This window comes from Paenibacillus sp. FSL H7-0690, assembly GCF_037980415.1.
GTDB classification, from domain to species: domain Bacteria; phylum Bacillota; class Bacilli; order Paenibacillales; family Paenibacillaceae; genus Paenibacillus_AQ; species Paenibacillus_AQ odorifer.
Window position 1 is genome coordinate 5,312,785 of sequence record NZ_CP150281.1, and the last position, 18,120, is coordinate 5,330,904.

Below are 18,120 nucleotides of genomic sequence, written 5' to 3' on the forward strand. Positions count from 1 at the left end.
GACTCCCTCCTCCCTAGGTACATCCTGTCAACATGTCATTGTCTCTCTAGGGCTATAATCTCACTTGCTATTTGTGCCGCACGCAAAAAGTCACCTGACTTTTCAGCCTGAATCATCTCTTCACGCTTCTGTTCCATTTTGCGTTGCAGTGGGTATTTCCGCACTTCACGAATACAATCATCTAGAACCTGCATATTCCAGTCCGGAGGGGTATCCATCATGGATATTGATGTCGCAGTTTTCTCCAGACGATCATCCTGAAGTGATGATAGAAACCGACTAATGCCGGGTGGTTTGCCTTGCGCGTAATAGGCATATAGATAAGCAGCAATTGCCGCATGATCAACGATGTTGAAATCTTCTCCGAGGCGTTCGCCCACATACGTGGCGGCTTCCGGGTCCTGAATCATAAAGGACAATAGACGCCGTTCCGCGACATGATAAGCGGGTAGTAAGGTCGGTGTCTGCACCTGCCCTTTTTTATGCCTACCATTATTCCACCTTTTGTCGTTATTATCCCCTTCAGGGATGTTTTTTTGCATCGATGCCCTAAGTAAATTACAATCCTGCTTCAAACTATCATATGAAAGTTCGAGTTCAGCAGCGATTTCCTTCAGATAAACCTCTCGCTCTGTTGAGGAATGCAGTGAAGCAATAACTTCTAAGGCTTCCTTGACATAGGCGATTTTGCCATCTTCCTCTAGGAGTATATGGTTTTTTTTCAGATATATAAGCTTAAATTTTATGGATGAAACTGCTGAATCAATAACCTGATCTTTAAATCTTTCTCCTCCATGCTTGGAGATAAATTCATCCGGATCCACCCCGCTTGGCAGTAAGGCGATCTTTACACGCAGGCCGCTGTCTTCAAGCATCGGAATGGCCTTCATGGCTGCTGCTTGTCCCGCCCGGTCACCGTCGTAAGACAGTATAATTTCATCAGCCAGGCTTTTCATCAGTGCCACATGACCCTCCGTCAAGGACGTTCCCATCGTTGCTACGCCGTTATGCACACCCGCTTCCCAGGATGAGATGACATCTCCGTATCCTTCAAACAGGACGATTTGTCGAGTTTTGCGAATGGATGCTTTGGACTGGTGCAAATTGTACAATATCCGGCTTTTGTTAAACAATCTACTCTCCGGAGAATTTAAATACTTAGGTTGACCCTCTCCAAGTATTCTTCCGGCGAATGCGATTACCTTGCCTGTACGGTTGGCAATCGGAAAGATAATCCGGCCACGGAAACGATCCAAATAGCCTTTGCCCTCACCGCGGGCTGACAGAAGTCCGCCTTTCTCCATTTCCGCAAGATCAAAATTTCGTTTCTCCAAAAACTGCAGCAAAGTATCCCAGCGGTCCGGAGCATATCCGATCTGAAACTGATCAATCATTTTATCACTGAAGTTCCGGCCTCTTAAATAGTCCATAGCGGCTTTGCCGTGTTCCGTGTTCTTCAGCAAGTAATGATAGAACTTTGCCGACCATTCATAAGCTTGAATCAACCGGTCGCGTTCCGGATCAGGAGGAGACATCATACCTCCCTTACCTTCTGGAACGGGAATATCACTTTCTTCAGCCATTATTCTGACAGCTTCGGGGAAGGTTAATCCTTCGATTTCCATCCTAAATTTGATGGCATTTCCACCCATACCGCAGCCAAAGCAATGAAATACTCCCCGGTCGGGGGTAACAGTAAAGGAAGGGGTTTTCTCCGAATGGAACGGGCAGAGGCCCCATAAATATTTCCCCTGCTTGGACAAATGAACAACCTTACCGACTGTATCGACTATATCATGACGCGCAAGCACGCTTTCGATAACCTCTTCCGGAATATTGCCGTGTCCGCTAGCCACTTCAACCACCTTCATCTCTTAACAAATAAATATAATTCGCTATTGCTCCACATTCTCCTGCAAAAGTATTAAAAGTTTTGTCAGTTTATGTTGAAAATAAGTTTTTTCTTCTGCCGTTATGGGTTTTGGACCCTTGGAATAATGTCCCCGTCTTCGTTCCACAGCCCTGGCATGTCTACCCTCCAACATAAAATCCATCTTGAAATTGTCGTATTCCTGACCACGAAATGAAAGCACACTGCACCGTTTACCTAATGCAAGTGCCGCAAGACCATAATCTTGAGTCAATACCACATCTCCAGCAGTAATATGATTGGCAATATATAGATCGGCACTCTGATCTCCTCGATCCACCTGCACAACCGTTACACCCTCTTCAGCTTTCAGTGCATGGTCATAAGAAGATACCATAAGTACCGGAACACCAAAGGTGCGACCTACCTCAGCGATCTCTTTTTTGACCGGACAAGCATCCCCATCCACCACTATCGTTCTAGACTGGGACTTCTCCATGATCATCACCAATTTCCCGTGTAATATATATACGCCCTCTCCGCAAGAAATCCTTCTTTCTAAGCATAAATACGGAACGGATGTCAAATGACGCATTGGCACCGTTCCGTATATTTATACCCCAAACCAACATTCTATACCATAAGATTCAAATTTTCTTGATTAAAATTACCAGACAAGCTTCGCAAAATCAGCGAACGACTTGGAGTCAGCATCAATACCCGCAAGCAGAGCCAAACGGTTAGCACGCACTTGCTCGTCCTCCGCCATAACCATAACGGAATCAAAAAATGTTGTAACGGCGTCTTTTAGACCCGAAAGAATCCGAAGTGCTTCTTCGGCATTTTTTGCCGCCATAGCTTCAAGGTAAGGTGCGTGAAGCTCCTGCCATGTATTAAAAAGCTGCAATTCAGCATCTTCTTTAAGTAAAGCAGGATCAATCACTTCACTGGTTGCTTTACTTGCCAAATTACTGACACGAGTAAGCGAATCTACGGTAATCTTGAAATCTGCTTGGTCGGACACAGCAGCCATAAGAGCACGGCTTCTGCCCACAACATCTACCACGTCGTCAAAACCAGCCGCTGTAACAGCGTCCACAACATCATAGCGTACATTGTCAGATAAAAGACGTTTTACACGCAGACCGAAGAACTCGTACAGGTTTATACGTAGTTCATCTCCAGAATGTTTCGTATTTCCTGAATTTTCATGAATTTCAATCGCCGCTTCAAAAATTTCGCGCAGCGTAATTGGCAATTTATGCTCAAGCACAATTTGGACAATACCTGCAGCCTGACGGCGCAGGGCATATGGATCTTGAGATCCTGTCGGAATGATGCCGATGGAGAAGCAGCCAACAATCGTATCGATTTTGTCCGCTATGCTGACAACTGAACCTGCTTCTGTTGAAGGTACAGCATCTCCTGCAAATCGTGGCTGATAATGCTCGAAGATCGCTTTTGCCACAGTTTCAGGCTCGCCTGCTTTACGTGCATAATCTTCACCCATTGTTCCTTGCAGCTCAGGAAATTCATAAACCATTTGTGTTACAAGGTCGAATTTACAAATATCCGCAGTGCGACTTACTTCGGACACAGCAGTAGCTGACAGTCCAAGCTTCACAGCCAGACGATCAGAGATTTGGCGAATACGGCGCACCTTATCCCCTACGCTGCCCAAATCTTCATGGTAAACAATGTTCTCAAGCTTGGCTAACGCATCGTCAATCTTCATCTTTTGATCTTCTTGATAGAAGAATTTGGCATCTGATAGACGAGCACGAAGCACTTTTTCATTTCCCTTAGCGATAACATCCAAGGATTCTGCATTCCCGTTACGTACAGTTACAAAGAATGGCAGTAGCTTGCCAGCTGCATCAAAAACAGGGAAATAACGCTGATGCTCACGCATCGAGGTAATCAGCACATCCTGAGGAATCTCTAAGAAAGATGGATCAAAGGTTCCAAAGAGCACGGTTGGTGTTTCTACCAAGAACAGTACTTCTTCCAAAAGATCTTCTTTAATCGCAATCGTCCAGCTTTTCTCTTCAGCCAATTTGTTGATTTGATCCAGGATAAGCGTTTCCCGTTCCTTCACATCCACAAGTACATGCTGCGCACGCATGCTCTCCACATATTGTGCAGGCTCCGAGATTACAGTCTCTGTACCCAAAAAACGATGTCCACGGCTCACATTACCCGCTTTTACATCCGTAATTTCCAAATCAATGATCTCTTTACCAAAAAGAGCAACCATCCAGCGAATCGGACGAACGAATTTAAAATCGTAAGCTCCCCAGCGCATGTTCTTCGGGAAAGTCATTGCATTTACAATACCCAGAAGTCCTTCTGTGAGCAAAGAAGCAGTCTCTACACCCGCACTATTTTTTGTGGCATAAATATATTCCACGCCAGCTAGCTCTTTAAATGTAAATTGCTCTGGAGATACACCTTGACTGCGGGCAAATCCTAGTGCAGCTTTACTCCAGTCACCGTTAGCATCCAACGCAATTTTGCGTGAAGGTCCTTTGACCTCTTCGCTAATATCCTCTTGCTTCTCAGCCGCGTCCTTAACAAATACAGCGAGACGACGTGGCGTCGCATATGCAGTAACTCCAGCATGGTTTATACGTGCAGAATCCAACCACTTGGACATTCTATCTTGCAGCTGTTCCATCGCAGCACGGATAAAACGTGCAGGAATTTCCTCCAGACCGATCTCAAACAGGATATCTTTAGACACGGTCAGCACCTTCTTTCTTCAGCAGCGGGAAGCCAAGCTTCTCGCGTTCCTCAAGATATGTTGCCGCTACGGAGCGGGCAAGATTACGCACTCGGGTAATAAATCCAGTCCGTTCAGTTACACTAATTGCCCCACGCGCATCGAGTAGATTAAAGCTATGTGAGCATTTCAACACATAATCGTAGGCTGGAAACACAAGATGTTTCTCCATCGCTCTACGTGCTTCCTCTTCATACATGTTGAACAGCGAGAATAACATTTTTACATCCGATACTTCAAAAGTGTAGGTAGAATGCTCGAACTCCGGCTGATGAAAAACATCACCATAAGTCATACCGCTTACCCATTCAAGATCGAACACATTTTCTTTATCCTGAATGTAAGAGGCTAAGCGCTCCATCCCGTAAGTGATTTCTACAGCAACAGGGTTAGCTTCGATGCCACCTACCTGCTGGAAGTAAGTAAATTGAGTGATCTCCATACCGTCCAGCCATACTTCCCATCCCAGACCCGCACAGCCCAGTGACGGATTCTCCCAGTTATCCTCTACAAAACGGATGTCATGCAAGAGCGGATCAATACCGAGTGCTTTCAAGCTATCCAAATAGATCTCTTGAATGTTATCTGGTGAGGGTTTGATGATTACTTGAAATTGGTGATGCTGATACAGACGGTTCGGGTTCTCTCCGTAACGACCATCGGAGGGACGACGTGAAGGCTCTACGTAAGCCACTCTCCAAGGCTCAGGACCTAGTGAGCGTAAAAAAGTCATAGGGTTCATCGTGCCGGCGCCTTTTTCTGTGTCATAAGGCTGTACGATGATACAGTTCTGTTCAGCCCAGAACTGCTGCAGTGTCAAAATCATCTGCTGGAAGTTCATAATACCGTCTCCTTCGCTTTACAAGTTTTTTACAACAGCTTGCCTAAAACTTTCTACCATGGAGGCGGCACTTTTAGCTCCTGACAGCAACAAAAAGCCCCCGCCCCCATGCCTGATTAACAGACATAGGGACGAGAGCTTAACTTATTCTCCCGCGGTTCCACCCTACTTGATTTCATACCTTGTATAAGCAAGTTTGCTGCCAAAACAAGAACGAAATCCACTTTCATTCGCCGCATTCGTACTCCCGGGTGCCATGTTCATGAACGTTGTCCCGCTAGGCTTCCACTGCCCCCAGCTCGCTGAATAACGACAATACAGTCCACTACTTTCCCGATCAATGCACGCCTCTCCCCATTTGGAGCATAACGACGATCATATAATAAACTGATCCTATAGTAACGGAAAAATCAGCTTTCGTCAAATCTTGTACTTGTCGAGCTGGTCTAGGAAACTTTGTGACTTCAGCTTTAATCCGAGTTGCACATCCATAAAGGCCCGCATAATTTTTTTCAGCTCATCCCGGCTGCTTTCCTTTACATCCACATTGCCTAGTCTAGTCAGGTCAAGTCTGGCGAATAATCGCAGCAGCTTCAACGCACGAGCAGAGATCTCCATGGCTGGAGGGTCATTATGTTTACAACTGCGGCACAGTGCTCCACCAAGGCGAGGGCTGACCAGCAGTTGATCATCCGGCTTCTCGGCACCACAAATTACACAAGAATCAAATTCAGGACCATAACCGGCTGCCTGTAAGATTTTCATTTCAAAGACATTTATGATAACGCCGGGTTCCTTGTCCTCTTCAAGTGCATTAAGACAGGCCGTAAGCTGGCGAAACCAGAAGCTTCCCGTTTCCTCATCATGCAGAACACGATCAAGCAGTTCACACGCATAAGACGCATAAGCAGCTTTGATCAAATCCTCACGCAGCGGATGGTGCGACTTCGTAATTTCGCCAGAATTCAGTGTCCCAAGTCCTCCATTATTTCTAAAAAAAACAAATTCCCCAACGGTGAACAGTTGGATCAATGCAGCATGGCGGCTTTTGACCTTCTTTGCGCCACGCACCAGAACCCCTACTTTTCCCGCGTTCTCGGTGCAAAGCGTAATAATTGCGTTCCCCTCGCCGTAGTCCATGCTGCGGATGACGATCCCTTCCACCCTGTGTAGCATGCCTCTTCCCCCAACCATTCGGCAAGCAACCAGTCCTTATTGCGCTTCTTCATCACAGGCCTTCTCTTCCTCCACTAGCTGTAATCCACTATCTTCAAGCGGATGGCCAGCTTCCTTATACAGCAGGTAAGCATCGACGTCTCCTGTCATTGCAAAATACTTCCACGAAAAGTTTCGCATTCGTATTCATCCTTTCTTGGGAAAGACGATGTCTCTTATCAAGAATTAGGATGGTGCGATGGAGCAGGTTCTATCCTTGCAATTCCTACCAAACGAGGAATAACGGAATTAACTTAAAGGTCTTTATGGAAGCCCAAATCCCGCAGAACGCGGTCCTGATTGCGCCAATCTTTTTTCACTTTTACCCATAGCTCCAGAAAAATCTTCGAACCCAGCAGGTTCTCAATATCTGTCCGAGCCCGTCTGCCGACCTCTTTCAGCATTGCCCCTTGCTTGCCGATAATAATTCCCTTTTGCGAATCACGCTCAACAAAAATAACAGCTGAAACATGCACCACTCCATTAGGCTCAACCTTCATATCTTCGATGGCTACAGCAATAGAGTGCGGCACTTCTTCACGAGTCAAATGCAGAATTTTCTCCCGGATTAATTCCGCGCAGACAAATTGCTCGGGGTGATCCGTGATTTGATCTTCCGGATAATACTGAGGGCCTTCCGGCAAGTACTTGGCAACTTGCTCTAACAGCGTGTTAACATTGCTGCCCATCTTCGCAGAAATCGGAATAATTTCGGCAAAATCATGCAGCTTGTTATATTGAGCCATAAGCGGGAGCAGAGCTTCCGGCTCTATTTTATCGATCTTGTTGAGCACTAGAATCACCGGTGTCTTCAGACCATTTAATTGCTCGGCAATGTAACGGTCTCCACCGCCCAAGCCCTCTGACGCATCCACAAGGAATAACACAGCTTCTACTTCACCCAGTGTACTCATTGCAGTCTGGTTCATGTAGTCGCCTAGCTTGGACTGTCTTTTATGAATCCCCGGTGTATCCAGGAATACGATTTGTGAAGTGTTTGTTGTGTAAACACCATGGATTTTGTTTCTGGTTGTCTGTGGCTTATCCGACATAATGGCAATCTTCTGGCCAATGACCTGGTTCATGAGTGTTGATTTACCTACGTTTGGTCTGCCGATAATTGCGACAAAGCCTGATTTGAATTTCATATTATCTTCCTTCCATACTTACCTTCTAAATTTGCGTTTGAAAATCTTTTAAGATCTTTTTCGATCCCCCTAAATCCCCCTTAGCCAAGGGGGACCCCAAGGGCCCCGGCCCTCTGGACACCCGGAAATGGGCGTAACTGCAACGTTAGGCTGGATTAGAGGGACTATGGTGCATGAGCGCTTTCCTCCCCTATCGGGGACACGCTTCACTGTCGCTTATTCACACGGTTCGCATTGCCCTCACCATGAATAAAGATTACTGAGATGATTGGCTTTAGGCTGTGTTACAAGTAACCTTACGTAATTAAAATCGCTGACGGCTTTTGCCGTGGCGCTTACCTCGTAATGTTACTCTAAAAACACATAGTTTGCACCAGTTTAGCCTAACTTGGTAGATAGAACACTTTTAATTGTACTTTGTACAACTAATTTTAGGTTGAGTTTATGTTTTTGGTGTTTTAGTTGTATTTTGTGCAATTAAATCCTGTCTTAAGAGCCAAATATGGGCTTTATCATAAATTTAATTGTACTATCTGCAACTAAATTCATTTTTGTCGCGAAAGAGTAGCAATTTAACTGTACATTGTGCAATTAAAGTAGCAACCTTCGTCTAACTATGCCTGATTTGCCCTTAAACAGGCACAGGCATTAAATCAAAACCTCATTTTATTCTGGAGCTTGTCCTTGCTTCAGATCTACGGGACCAAAAGCGCCTGGAAGCAATTCTCCCACCGTAGTCTCAACGATATCACCCTTCATGTTCCCAAGAATAACCTTCATATCCGGCGAACACAACTCAATCATTACTTGCCGGCACACACCGCAAGGTGAAACGGGGCCGTCAGAGTCAGCTACTACGGCAATTGCTTTAAAAGAACCAACAGCGTGTCCATCCGCAATCGCACGGAATAGTGCTGTCCGTTCCGCACAGTTGGTTGGCCCAAAAGCAGCATTTTCCACATTACAGCCGTGGTGAATATGACCATCCTGATCAAGAAGGGCAGCTCCCACTCCGAATCGGGAATATGGAATGTAAGCTTTTGCTCGTGCTTTAATCGCCTCTTGCATAAGAAGAGTAGAATCCATATTTTGACCTCCTAAAGTTTTGTGAGTATTGACTTCATTGATTTTTCTTCTCACAAAACTTACTTCGTAAACATCTAATTAGTTTCGTTTATCGTTATTTTTTCAGCGTGCGCTAAATTTTATCAGTGTACTTCATGAGATATATTCGGGTACATAACTCACTTCAAATTATTCAGTAACGAAAGAGGCGGAATCGCAAAACGCGGGTCCGCCTCTCCCCTGAATTGATTTTGTATCCTGATTATGACATAAGTCCGCTAATCCAGTCCATCACAGGGTGATAAAAAACATAGATCCCAACTAAGACAGCAAACACCGCCGTGAGAAGCACAGCTCCTGCGGCGGTATCTTTTGCTCTCTTAGCCAGTGGATGAATCTCTGGCGAGATCAGATCAACCGTCGCTTCAATCGCCGTATTGAGCAATTCGGCAGTTAGGACAAGCGTGATCGAGAACAGCAGCAACATCCAACTGGCCAGCGGAAGTCTGAACACGGCAGCGGCTATTAGCACAACCACCGCTAAACAGCAATGCACCTTCATGTTAAGCTCGGATTTGAATGCCGACACTAAGCCTTGCGATGCAAACCGAAAAGAGTGCCAGAACTTCTTGTGCCCTACCGCCGTGTTCTTCACCATTAGCGCGTCAACCCAACCTGAGATAGTACTTTTTCTTGCTTGGACATCATCTCTGCTTCTGAAGCTTCATCTTGATGATCATATCCTAACAAATGCAGAAATCCGTGAACGAAAAGAAAACCAAGCTCTCGTTCCAGTGAATGGCCATATTCCAGCGCCTGCTCCTGCGCACGAGTTACGGAAATGATTATATCCCCAAGTACGTCTGGAACATCTTCCAGCGCCTCGCCTTCCTCTACCTCGTATATAATGTCCAGCTCGTCCTCTCCGCTTTCATTCATAGCAAAAGAAAGCACGTCCGTCGGACGGTCAATGCCCCGATATTCCAAATTCAACTCATGTATACGAACGTTATCGACAAAAGTAAGAGCTACCTCGCCCCGATCGATCCCTTCCGCTTCACCTGCTTTTTGCAAAATACTCTCCAGCAGCGTAATGAGATCGTCCTTTATCTCGTATTCTTCCTGCTCGTTATCCCAAACGATCTCCAAACTCATGGGTTAGGTGCCCCTTCCTCTTTTTTTGGCTTACGCACATCCTCTGGATATTCGATCCGTGAATGGAAAATCCCCATAACCGTCTCCTTCAGAGTCCGTGCAATAATATCCAATTCTTTAATCGTCAAATCACATTCGTCAAACTGATGATCATCCAGTCGACTTTTAATAATCTTCTCAATCATCGTTTCCACCTGCAGAACAGTTGGCTTACGCAATGATCTCACTGCAGCCTCGACACTGTCGGCAATTCCCACTACAGCCGCTTCCTTCGACTGGGCTTTCGGTCCAGGGTAACGGAAATCTTCCTCGGTAAAATCAGGCTCGACACCTTTTTCTTCCGCCAGCTTCAGTGCCTTATGGTAAAAATAATGCAGGAACGTTGTTCCATGATGCTGCTCCGCAATATCACGGATTGGTTTTGGCAGCTTATATTCTCGTTGCATTTCCACCCCGTCACGGGCGTGGGCAACGATGATAGATTTACTAAGCTTCGGTTCAATAGAGTCATGTGGATTTTCCATATTATTTTGATTCTCGATAAAATAAAACGGACGTTTTGTTTTACCAATATCATGATAATACGATCCAACCCGGCATAATAAGCCATCTGCTCCAATCGCTTCCGCGGCAGCTTCTGACAGGTTACCTACCATTACACTATGGTGATAGGTTCCCGGCGTTTCGGTAAGCAGTTTGCGCAGCAGCGGGTGGTTTGGATTAGACAATTCTACCAGCTTCAATGCCGATAGAATACCAAAGGTTGCCTCGAAAAAAGGCATTAGCCCAATCACAAGTACAGCCGTCAATAGTCCCCCTGCAAAAGCAAAACCAACCGAATACAAGGTACCTACCTCTTTCCATGCTCCTCCACCTAACAGTATCTGCATAAAGACTGTCAGACAGCCAAAAAGCGATACCATAATCCCGCCTTTAAGGAGCGTGGAGCGTTGACCCGCACGGTGAGTCGCAAAGATAGCCACGTACGAAACCACGATAGCAAAGAAACCAAAGTTAAAATCAAAGATTGAGTTCTGCTGCACATTCAAAATAACACTCGCCAGTACACTGAATAGAATGGAGCAGAAATAGGCCAAAGGCATGTCCAGAAGCATTGCAATTAACATTGCGCCAATCGCCACCGGTGCCAGGAATCCGATATAAGATCGGACATCGGTCTGCAAAACAGCGGCCAGCCGCATAGAGATAATAGTTATAACAAATACAAGCACCAGCATCAATAGCTGAGAATTGTTGTACTTAAAGCCTGAGGTGCCGCCTGAATAACGAATGAACGCAAGCAAACCGACGGAGAGCATCGCAGAGAGAATCAATAGGCCTAACTGTGGCCAGTAATTCACCTCATTGCTTAGTAGTCCATTCTCATCCAAAAGAGTGTAGAGCTCTGGAGTAATTAGCTGCCCCTTAGCAACAAGCGTGTCCCCTTGCTCAATGAATACATCAGGTGTGTTCTCCCGGGCTTGTACCTTCGCTTCCTTGGTAGCATCCTCATCGTAGAACTTGTTACTTGTGATCACAAGACGCACAAGCTCCTGAACAACCTCACGCGCTGTACGCTGGCTTAGAGAACTAATACTGACCTGTTCCGCTACCTTGGCGCGAGCGGTCTGCGCATCTGTAATCTGATCATTCATCAGCCTAGTTACAATATCTCGGGCGACAGGCTTCATCTCGATAATGTCCTGAGAGGTCAGGCGCGGAATCTTAATGTAAGTCTCTTCCGGAATGACATAGGTCTGCTCTTTGATGACAGATTGCATTTCATCCAAGAGGTGATCTGAATATGTAGCGCTGCCCCGATTGGAAGCTACGAAATTCAAGATGAAATCGCTGGCTCTCTGCGGGATTTCATCACGATAAATCCCCGTCTTATCGCTTTGCGAGATCAGATCATCCTGATTGAGGCGATCTATCCGGTCCAGCAGCGAGGTCACTAGGTTGTCTGCCCTCATCGGGATAATTTTGTACTTGGGAGATACGCTTTCGGCCGCTTCCTCAGCTGCTTTTAACGTAGCTTTGGTGTCCTTAATTTGTTTCGGTGCCGTTATTTCCTTTGCACTGTAAGTATTCTCTTTAATATCATATTTCTTAGGTAGCAATTCTGGCGACAAGCTGAAGTAGAACACTAGTCCGAGTAACAGGAAAAGAGCATAGCGTGTCACTGCGCTATACTTCCATCCGTTGTTCGTATATACAAATCCGCTTAATTTAGATGGTTGCTTTGAAGCCATGAAGACAATCCCCTTTATTGGAGGTTTTCGGCAGAGCGGTCATAGGCAACGATAATTTTCTGCACCAGGGAATGCCGTACTACATCCTGTTCCGCGAAGTAGACAAAGCCAAGTTCTTCTATGCCGGATAAAATCGCTTTGGCTTCAATCAAACCGGATTTCTTGCCGCGGGGCAGGTCAATCTGGGTAACGTCACCTGTAATCACCATTTTGGACCCGAAGCCGAGTCGAGTCAGGAACATTTTCATTTGCTCAGGTGTTGTATTCTGCGCTTCATCCAAGATGATAAATGAATCATCCAATGTACGTCCGCGCATATAAGCCAGCGGAGCAATCTCAATCAATCCCCGTTCAAGTGCCTTAGCCACCTGATCGGGCCCCATAACGTCGTATAATGCATCATAAAGCGGACGCAGATATGGATCTACCTTTTCTTGCAAATCCCCTGGAAGGAATCCTAGACTCTCTCCTGCTTCTACTGCGGGACGCGTAAGAACAATACGCTTAACCGAACCTTCTTTCAGTGCCGTAACTGCAAGCACCACTGCCAAGTAGGTCTTCCCCGTTCCTGCAGGACCGATTCCGAATACAATATCACGCTTCTTGATCGTTGTCACATAATGCTTCTGGCCGACCGTTTTGACACGGATAGGCTTTCCGCGAAAAGTTGTAGTAATTTCTCCTTTGAACAAATCGAGCAATTGATCAGCACGAAAATCTTTCGCCAGTTCCACAGCGTACTGCACATCACGTTCAGTAAGTATGTAACCGCTCCGAATGAGGGACAGTAGCACATTAAACAATTGCCCCAGCATGTCTACTTCCCGCTCAGCTCCACGAATCGTTAGCTCTGCTTCACGCGAATCAATAATGGCGGGAATTTCACTCTCGATGATTTTTAAGAATCCATCCTGCGGGCCAAACAGCGATTGCGCTTCTCCCGCATTTTGCAAAGATATACGAATGCTTGCAGTCTGTTCTGACAAGTAGCCTCATTCTCCTCAATTGTTTACTATTGGCAGTTCTTCGGAAATTTTTTCTTCTACTTCAAAGATCACTTTCATATAAACTTTACCATTCTCTTTCTTCTCATGCAAAACTTTTTGACTTTTGATGACGCTATCAACACCATATCGAGCTAAAATATCATTCTTCGCCCGCTCAATTCCCCTCGCAACTCCAGCTTCTGGAGTTATCGTATCCTTTGTTTCATTGATCTCCATTTCTTTCTCAGTCATCAGGCCCAGCGGCAGCTCAATAGAGCGCCAAGACAGCGGATCATGCTCTGTGAGCGTCTTTGAATTCTCAAAGGAGGATTTGCCATAACCCCACAGCTGAATAGCCCATTTCCCCAACACGAGATAGGTGCGATCCTTACGCTCCCCAGTGTAGGTGCTATTGGTTGTCTCAAGCGGAACCTCGATATTGTACTCATGCCAAACCAACCCCTTAACCTCACCCTTGGCTACCACATACTCTACATTTTCTTCGTCTCCAAGAGCACCGGAAATCAGGATATCCCCTTTTTTCACACGCGAATTACGCGCTACTACCGGTCTGCCCTGCTCCGCATATATTTCTGTTACCACCGCATCTGTTCGGCTAATTAAATGCCGTTGGCTAAGCAAAGGTTTGATATCGGGCTGTTTAGCCTCTACAACCTGAATTTTGATGCTCGTCCCCGTCCGTTGCAGCCCTATCCAAGAAACACCCGGTAAATGGGCCAGCAGCCCCTTAGAGAGCTTGTCCGGCTCCTCCAGACGCCATATCCACTGAAAAGGATACACACCCTCCTGGCGAGCGGCAGCCAATATATCCTCAGAAGCAATTTTTTCATTCCCTTCGACTCTAATACTCCATACCATCGTAGATAACATAAAAAGTGTAATTCCAAACATCAAAATACCTATGCCAAAAAATTTCCTTTTCCACAGCCGCGCCATAAGAAATGGAAGTCCGCTTCTACCGGTAACGTGCATACGACAGCCTGTCTTTTTTAAAATCGGCCGGAGGACATAAAAATCATCCAGAAGCAGCTTAAGGGAAGCGCCGCCCTCAGCGGGCCTCACATCCCAAATCATGATTCCTGCTTCAGAAATGAAATTAATAAATCGCTCCACCTGAGGTCCCGTCACATGCAGTGTAACGAACCCCCGCAGTGATGACAGAGGTGGCTCCTTCATGATCTCTCCTCGCTTTCGTTATATCTGATCTCCCCGATAACGCCTTCTACAGCCAATTCCTGGCCTAGAATATTTCGGATGACAAGTCCCTCGCCCGTGATTTCAAGCGATCCTTTAGCTAACGCGAGCTTAAGCTGACCAGAGGAAAAATGCAGCACGCCGCGATGATTCTCAATATGCAGTTCCTTATTGCCGATCAGGGTGATCCGGGGCATTTCCTGTAATAAGTCCTGTGGTAGATCCAGTACCCCGTTTGTCCATCCCCGCAGCCTGCGGCCAATACGGGTCATAAGTAGACGTTCCCCCTTCCTGCCTTCTGTACACCTTATGCGGCAACGCTTTTTTTTATGAGAAGAAGTAACAAAGGAGGACCCTTCTAGTGTGAAAAAAGCAAAAAAAGCCCCGGCAACCTATCGTAAAGATAGGAAACCGAGGCTTTATTGTTACTATGATCCGTAAATATTATCTTCGGGTGGAATGCGGCTGACGAGAACGCGGTGGTCCCAGAATCTCTGCCCAGACTACACCATTGCGCAGGTCGTCACGACTCCCTGTTCCATGTGTCTGGTCTCCCGCAGAGGGTGAGTTTGTGTTCTTAGTCTTATTTGATCTTTTGGTATCTGCACCCGCTATCCCGTCAAAAGCAGATTGAAGGCGCCGTACCTCTTCTTGCATTCTTTGTGTGCGTAATTCAACTCCGTCATCGGCATGCTCCAAAGACATTCCTTCTCCAGTAGAATAATCTGGAGTTGGTATATACGCGGGTTCTGGAAAGGCAGGAGAGGCATCATACTCCCGGTTATCCTCTGACCTCGACTGCCGGGAAGAGGTGCTAACAGGAGCAGGAAATCCACTGCCAGACTCCGCTTGGCGCCCTCCATCGATATCCGGGCGTTTTACCCGGCGGAGCGGAGAATCCTCTCCGCCCCCAAAAGTAGGCATTCCCCCGCGAGGAGCTCCTTTGGGCTTGTTTTTAGTTGCTTTATTCACATTGGATACGATCGCGAATATAATAACCGCAATAATATAGATCCAGCTCATGGAGATTCACATCCCCTTTTATTTATTATTGTTAGGACGGTTATTATCGTCCTGATCATTCATTTTGCCGAGAGAGCCCCGCATTTGGGTATCTGCCTCGATGTTTTTGATATTCATATAATCCATCACGCCGATTTGGCCATTTCTGAGCGCCTCAGCCATTGCCATAGGCACCTGAGATTCAGCTTCCACAACAAGCGCCTTCATCTCTACTACGCGCGCCTTCATCTCTTGCTCGTGAGCGACAGCCATCGCTCTGCGTTCTTCCGCTTTGGCTTGGGCAATGCGTTTATCTGCTTCTGCTTGCTCGGTTTGTAGATAAGCACCGATGTTCTTGCCTACATCGATATCCGCAATATCAATGGAGAGGATCTCAAAAGCAGTACCTGAGTCAAGCCCTTTGGACAATACCGTCCGCGAAATCAAATCCGGGTTCTCAAGGACATCTTTATGGGAATCACTCGAACCTACTGTCGTTACAATCCCTTCACCAACACGGGCAATAATCGTTTCTTCACCCGCACCACCCACGAGGCGGTCGATATTGGCACGAACAGTTACGCGCGCTTTTACCTTAACTTCAATCCCGTTCTTAGCAACAGCCGCAACAACCGGTGTCTCAATTACACGAGGGTTAACGCTCATTTGCACAGCCTGCAGCACATCACGTCCTGCAAGATCAATGGCTGCTGCGCGAGTAAATTCCAAAGGAATATCTGCACGTTGTGCTGCAATAAGCGCATTAACAACACGGTCTACGTTACCACCTGCGAGATAGTGACTCTCCAGTTGATTAATGTTCAGTCCAAGACCTGCCTTAGTCGCTTTAATCATTGGGTTAACGATACGACTTGGGGTTACACGACGCAGTCTCATCGCCACCAGCGTAATAATACTGATTCTAACGCCCGATGCTAATGCTGAAATCCAGAGCATAACCGGGAAGAAACTTAAAAACACGCTCAATACAATAATCACCACTACCGCGATGAACAGAATAGGAATCAAAGATGCTTCACCCATACTATATAACCTCCGTAAATTTGTTGTAGAACTATTATTGGTTCCAGTGTTTACCTTATTCCTTGATTTCTTTCACAACAATCCGTCCGCCCTCTACTTTAATAACAGAGACCGGTGCATTAGCACTAATAAAACTACCTTCCGTAACAACATCCACACGTTCGCCGCCTATCATAGCTGTTCCTGAGGGACGAAGTGGAGTAATACTGGTTCCTGTAGTGCCTAATAAGCTAAGCTTCTCTTCTACAGGCACAAATCCCTGATCTTTAGTAAGGCTTTCCTTCAAAATAAATCTGTTCCATATCCCTCGTTCTTTAAAAATGACCGCAACAATTACTACAACTATAGTCGCAGCTACGAAAGAGATACCTAGACTGAGCAGTGCATGCTTATAGCTGTAAGCAGCTCGTACAACACCTGCTACAAGGCTGACAGAACCTAGGAGCCCCAATATTCCGAAGCTAGGCACAAAGAGCTCCAGCACAAGCATGACAAGCCCAATGATAAACAAGAGCCAAGTTTCCGCTCCGGCGAATCCTGCAACATAGTTGCCGAAGAAATATAACACAAAAGCCAACGTCCCGATAATTCCTGGCGCACCAAAGCCTGGAACAATCAGTTCAATGACAACGCCTGTAATCCCAATGAACAGCAGAATCGTCATAATAATCGGATTGGTCAGAAATTGCGACATTTTTTCCGCACCGGTATGCTCTACGCGAAAGATGTCGTCTGTAGTATATCCAAGCCACTGAATTGCCTCTTCAGGGGTATCTGTAATTTGATCAGCGTAACCAGCTTTTAAAGCTTCTTCACTAGACAAGGCAATGATTTCTCCCTGTGTCTTAGTCACTCCAAGCTCTGGCTTATCCACGACCAAATTACTATCCACCATTCCAGCAGCAATGTCTGGATCACGATCATTCAGAGCAGCAGCGCCGATCATTTTAGATCTCCAGTAGGATATCATTTTGGCATCATCGACTTTTTGACCATTCATGTCTACCAAGGAAGCGGAGCCGATCATACTGCCCGGCTTCATGATTATTGCACCTGCATTAAGTGCTATGTAACTGCCTGCAGAAGCGGCATCACCTTTAATATAGGCAGCTGTTGGTATTTCACTCTCTCTTACCATCGTCCCAATCTCTTCTGCCGATTTCACCAGCCCTCCAGGTGTATCGACCTCTAGTAGAATAAGGACTGCTCCATAATTAGCGGCTTCTTCAAATCCTCTTTCCAAAAAGCTTTGCAAACCCCGTTCAATCTTTTGATCTACCGGAATAATAAACACGGGACCTTTTTTCAGCTCACTGTTCGTAACCCCCGGTGTTTTCGGGGCTGTCCCGTCAGCGCTTACATTCGTTGCAAAGGGTGTCAGGAGGAGTAACAGCAGGACCACAGGAATGCTAGCTAACAGTATTTTCCGTAATCTTCTCAATGATTTTACCTCCCTTCTTTAGCTTGACCCAGAACTCATAACCTTTAATACGCTGAAATTGGATTTACGTTTCATAACATAGAAAAGCACCCCTTTTGCAAGGG

General features: G+C 46.1%; 17 protein-coding genes. All 17 read right to left on the bottom strand.

Annotated features, from left to right (window positions below):
- Positions 1 to 35: 35 nt before the first annotated feature.
- The 17 genes from dnaG to MHI32_RS23555 all read right to left on the bottom strand — a co-directional run bounded on the left by dnaG (position 36) and on the right by MHI32_RS23555 (position 18,016).
- The gene (dnaG, locus tag MHI32_RS23475; protein ID WP_340011028.1) at positions 36 to 1,856 is read right to left on the bottom strand and encodes a DNA primase; all 1,821 of its coding nucleotides are present in this window, start codon (positions 1,854 to 1,856) and stop codon (positions 36 to 38) included.
- A 39-nt stretch (positions 1,857 to 1,895) separates the two neighbouring features.
- Positions 1,896 to 2,375 carry a DUF188 domain-containing protein gene (locus MHI32_RS23480; RefSeq protein ID WP_076103766.1) on the bottom strand — a complete coding sequence of 160 codons (480 nt, stop codon included), beginning with the start codon at positions 2,373 to 2,375 and terminating at the stop codon, positions 1,896 to 1,898.
- A 162-nt stretch (positions 2,376 to 2,537) separates the two neighbouring features.
- Complete coding sequence (gene glyS, locus MHI32_RS23485; RefSeq protein WP_076129007.1) at positions 2,538 to 4,613, bottom strand: glycine--tRNA ligase subunit beta; 2,076 nt, start codon at positions 4,611 to 4,613, stop codon at positions 2,538 to 2,540.
- Positions 4,606 to 5,493: a glycine--tRNA ligase subunit alpha gene (glyQ, locus tag MHI32_RS23490; protein ID WP_036683820.1), complete on the bottom strand. Its 888-nt coding sequence runs from the start codon at positions 5,491 to 5,493 to the stop codon at positions 4,606 to 4,608. Before glyQ ends, glyS begins: the two co-directional genes overlap by 8 nt.
- 420 nt (positions 5,494 to 5,913) lie before the next feature.
- Positions 5,914 to 6,669 carry a DNA repair protein RecO gene (recO, locus tag MHI32_RS23495; RefSeq protein WP_340011031.1) on the bottom strand — a complete coding sequence of 252 codons (756 nt, stop codon included), beginning with the start codon at positions 6,667 to 6,669 and terminating at the stop codon, positions 5,914 to 5,916.
- 36 nt (positions 6,670 to 6,705) lie between these two features.
- Positions 6,706 to 6,849, bottom strand: a complete 144-nt coding sequence (locus tag MHI32_RS23500; RefSeq protein ID WP_076098533.1) for a YqzL family protein — start codon at positions 6,847 to 6,849, stop codon at positions 6,706 to 6,708.
- 113 nt (positions 6,850 to 6,962) lie between these two features.
- Positions 6,963 to 7,856 carry a GTPase Era gene (gene era / locus MHI32_RS23505; RefSeq protein WP_036683823.1) on the bottom strand — a complete coding sequence of 298 codons (894 nt, stop codon included), beginning with the start codon at positions 7,854 to 7,856 and terminating at the stop codon, positions 6,963 to 6,965.
- 666 nt (positions 7,857 to 8,522) lie between these two features.
- Entirely contained in the window at positions 8,523 to 8,942 is a 420-nt protein-coding gene (locus MHI32_RS23510) for a cytidine deaminase (protein ID WP_076129005.1), read from the bottom strand.
- 241 nt (positions 8,943 to 9,183) lie between these two features.
- Positions 9,184 to 9,579 carry a diacylglycerol kinase family protein gene (locus MHI32_RS23515; protein ID WP_076129003.1) on the bottom strand — a complete coding sequence of 132 codons (396 nt, stop codon included), beginning with the start codon at positions 9,577 to 9,579 and terminating at the stop codon, positions 9,184 to 9,186.
- Positions 9,579 to 10,076 (bottom strand): rRNA maturation RNase YbeY, encoded by a 498-nt coding sequence (gene ybeY / locus MHI32_RS23520; protein WP_076129001.1) that lies wholly within the window; start codon positions 10,074 to 10,076, stop codon positions 9,579 to 9,581. Before ybeY ends, MHI32_RS23515 begins: the two co-directional genes overlap by 1 nt.
- Entirely contained in the window at positions 10,073 to 12,328 is a 2,256-nt protein-coding gene (locus MHI32_RS23525; protein WP_076185262.1) for an HDIG domain-containing metalloprotein, read from the bottom strand. The genes ybeY and MHI32_RS23525 overlap by 4 nt, the downstream gene beginning before the upstream one ends.
- 14 nt (positions 12,329 to 12,342) lie before the next feature.
- Entirely contained in the window at positions 12,343 to 13,314 is a 972-nt protein-coding gene (locus MHI32_RS23530) for a PhoH family protein (protein ID WP_036683834.1), read from the bottom strand.
- A 15-nt stretch (positions 13,315 to 13,329) separates the two neighbouring features.
- Positions 13,330 to 14,511: a sporulation protein YqfD gene (yqfD, locus tag MHI32_RS23535; protein WP_076128997.1), complete on the bottom strand. Its 1,182-nt coding sequence runs from the start codon at positions 14,509 to 14,511 to the stop codon at positions 13,330 to 13,332.
- Complete coding sequence (gene yqfC, locus MHI32_RS23540) at positions 14,508 to 14,801, bottom strand: sporulation protein YqfC (RefSeq protein ID WP_036683844.1); 294 nt, start codon at positions 14,799 to 14,801, stop codon at positions 14,508 to 14,510. The genes yqfD and yqfC overlap by 4 nt, the downstream gene beginning before the upstream one ends.
- 172 nt (positions 14,802 to 14,973) lie before the next feature.
- The gene (locus tag MHI32_RS23545; protein ID WP_076304276.1) at positions 14,974 to 15,552 is read right to left on the bottom strand and encodes a hypothetical protein; all 579 of its coding nucleotides are present in this window, start codon (positions 15,550 to 15,552) and stop codon (positions 14,974 to 14,976) included.
- 18 nt (positions 15,553 to 15,570) lie between these two features.
- Positions 15,571 to 16,575: a flotillin-like protein FloA gene (gene floA / locus MHI32_RS23550; RefSeq protein ID WP_036683849.1), complete on the bottom strand. Its 1,005-nt coding sequence runs from the start codon at positions 16,573 to 16,575 to the stop codon at positions 15,571 to 15,573.
- A gap of 55 nt (positions 16,576 to 16,630) precedes the next feature.
- Positions 16,631 to 18,016: an NfeD family protein gene (locus MHI32_RS23555; protein WP_076185264.1), complete on the bottom strand. Its 1,386-nt coding sequence runs from the start codon at positions 18,014 to 18,016 to the stop codon at positions 16,631 to 16,633.
- Between the last annotated feature and the right edge of the window lie 104 nt (positions 18,017 to 18,120).

What these genes read in the sequence shown, in the direction of transcription:
- MHI32_RS23500 (WP_076098533.1), bottom strand. Translation starts at nt 6,849, where the DNA reads ATGCGAAACTTTTCGTGGAAGTATTTTGCAATGACAGGAGACGTCGAT.
- MHI32_RS23515 (WP_076129003.1), bottom strand. Translation starts at nt 9,579, where the DNA reads ATGGTGAAGAACACGGCGGTAGGGCACAAGAAGTTCTGGCACTCTTTT.
- MHI32_RS23480 (WP_076103766.1), bottom strand. Translation starts at nt 2,375, where the DNA reads ATGATCATGGAGAAGTCCCAGTCTAGAACGATAGTGGTGGATGGGGAT.
- era (WP_036683823.1), bottom strand. Translation starts at nt 7,856, where the DNA reads ATGAAATTCAAATCAGGCTTTGTCGCAATTATCGGCAGACCAAACGTA.
- recO (WP_340011031.1), bottom strand. Translation starts at nt 6,669, where the DNA reads ATGCTACACAGGGTGGAAGGGATCGTCATCCGCAGCATGGACTACGGC.
- yqfD (WP_076128997.1), bottom strand. Translation starts at nt 14,511, where the DNA reads ATGAAGGAGCCACCTCTGTCATCACTGCGGGGGTTCGTTACACTGCAT.
- ybeY (WP_076129001.1), bottom strand. Translation starts at nt 10,076, where the DNA reads ATGAGTTTGGAGATCGTTTGGGATAACGAGCAGGAAGAATACGAGATA.
- floA (WP_036683849.1), bottom strand. Translation starts at nt 16,575, where the DNA reads ATGGGTGAAGCATCTTTGATTCCTATTCTGTTCATCGCGGTAGTGGTG.
- glyQ (WP_036683820.1), bottom strand. Translation starts at nt 5,493, where the DNA reads ATGAACTTCCAGCAGATGATTTTGACACTGCAGCAGTTCTGGGCTGAA.
- MHI32_RS23545 (WP_076304276.1), bottom strand. Translation starts at nt 15,552, where the DNA reads ATGAGCTGGATCTATATTATTGCGGTTATTATATTCGCGATCGTATCC.
- yqfC (WP_036683844.1), bottom strand. Translation starts at nt 14,801, where the DNA reads ATGACCCGTATTGGCCGCAGGCTGCGGGGATGGACAAACGGGGTACTG.
- MHI32_RS23510 (WP_076129005.1), bottom strand. Translation starts at nt 8,942, where the DNA reads ATGGATTCTACTCTTCTTATGCAAGAGGCGATTAAAGCACGAGCAAAA.
- MHI32_RS23525 (WP_076185262.1), bottom strand. Translation starts at nt 12,328, where the DNA reads ATGGCTTCAAAGCAACCATCTAAATTAAGCGGATTTGTATATACGAAC.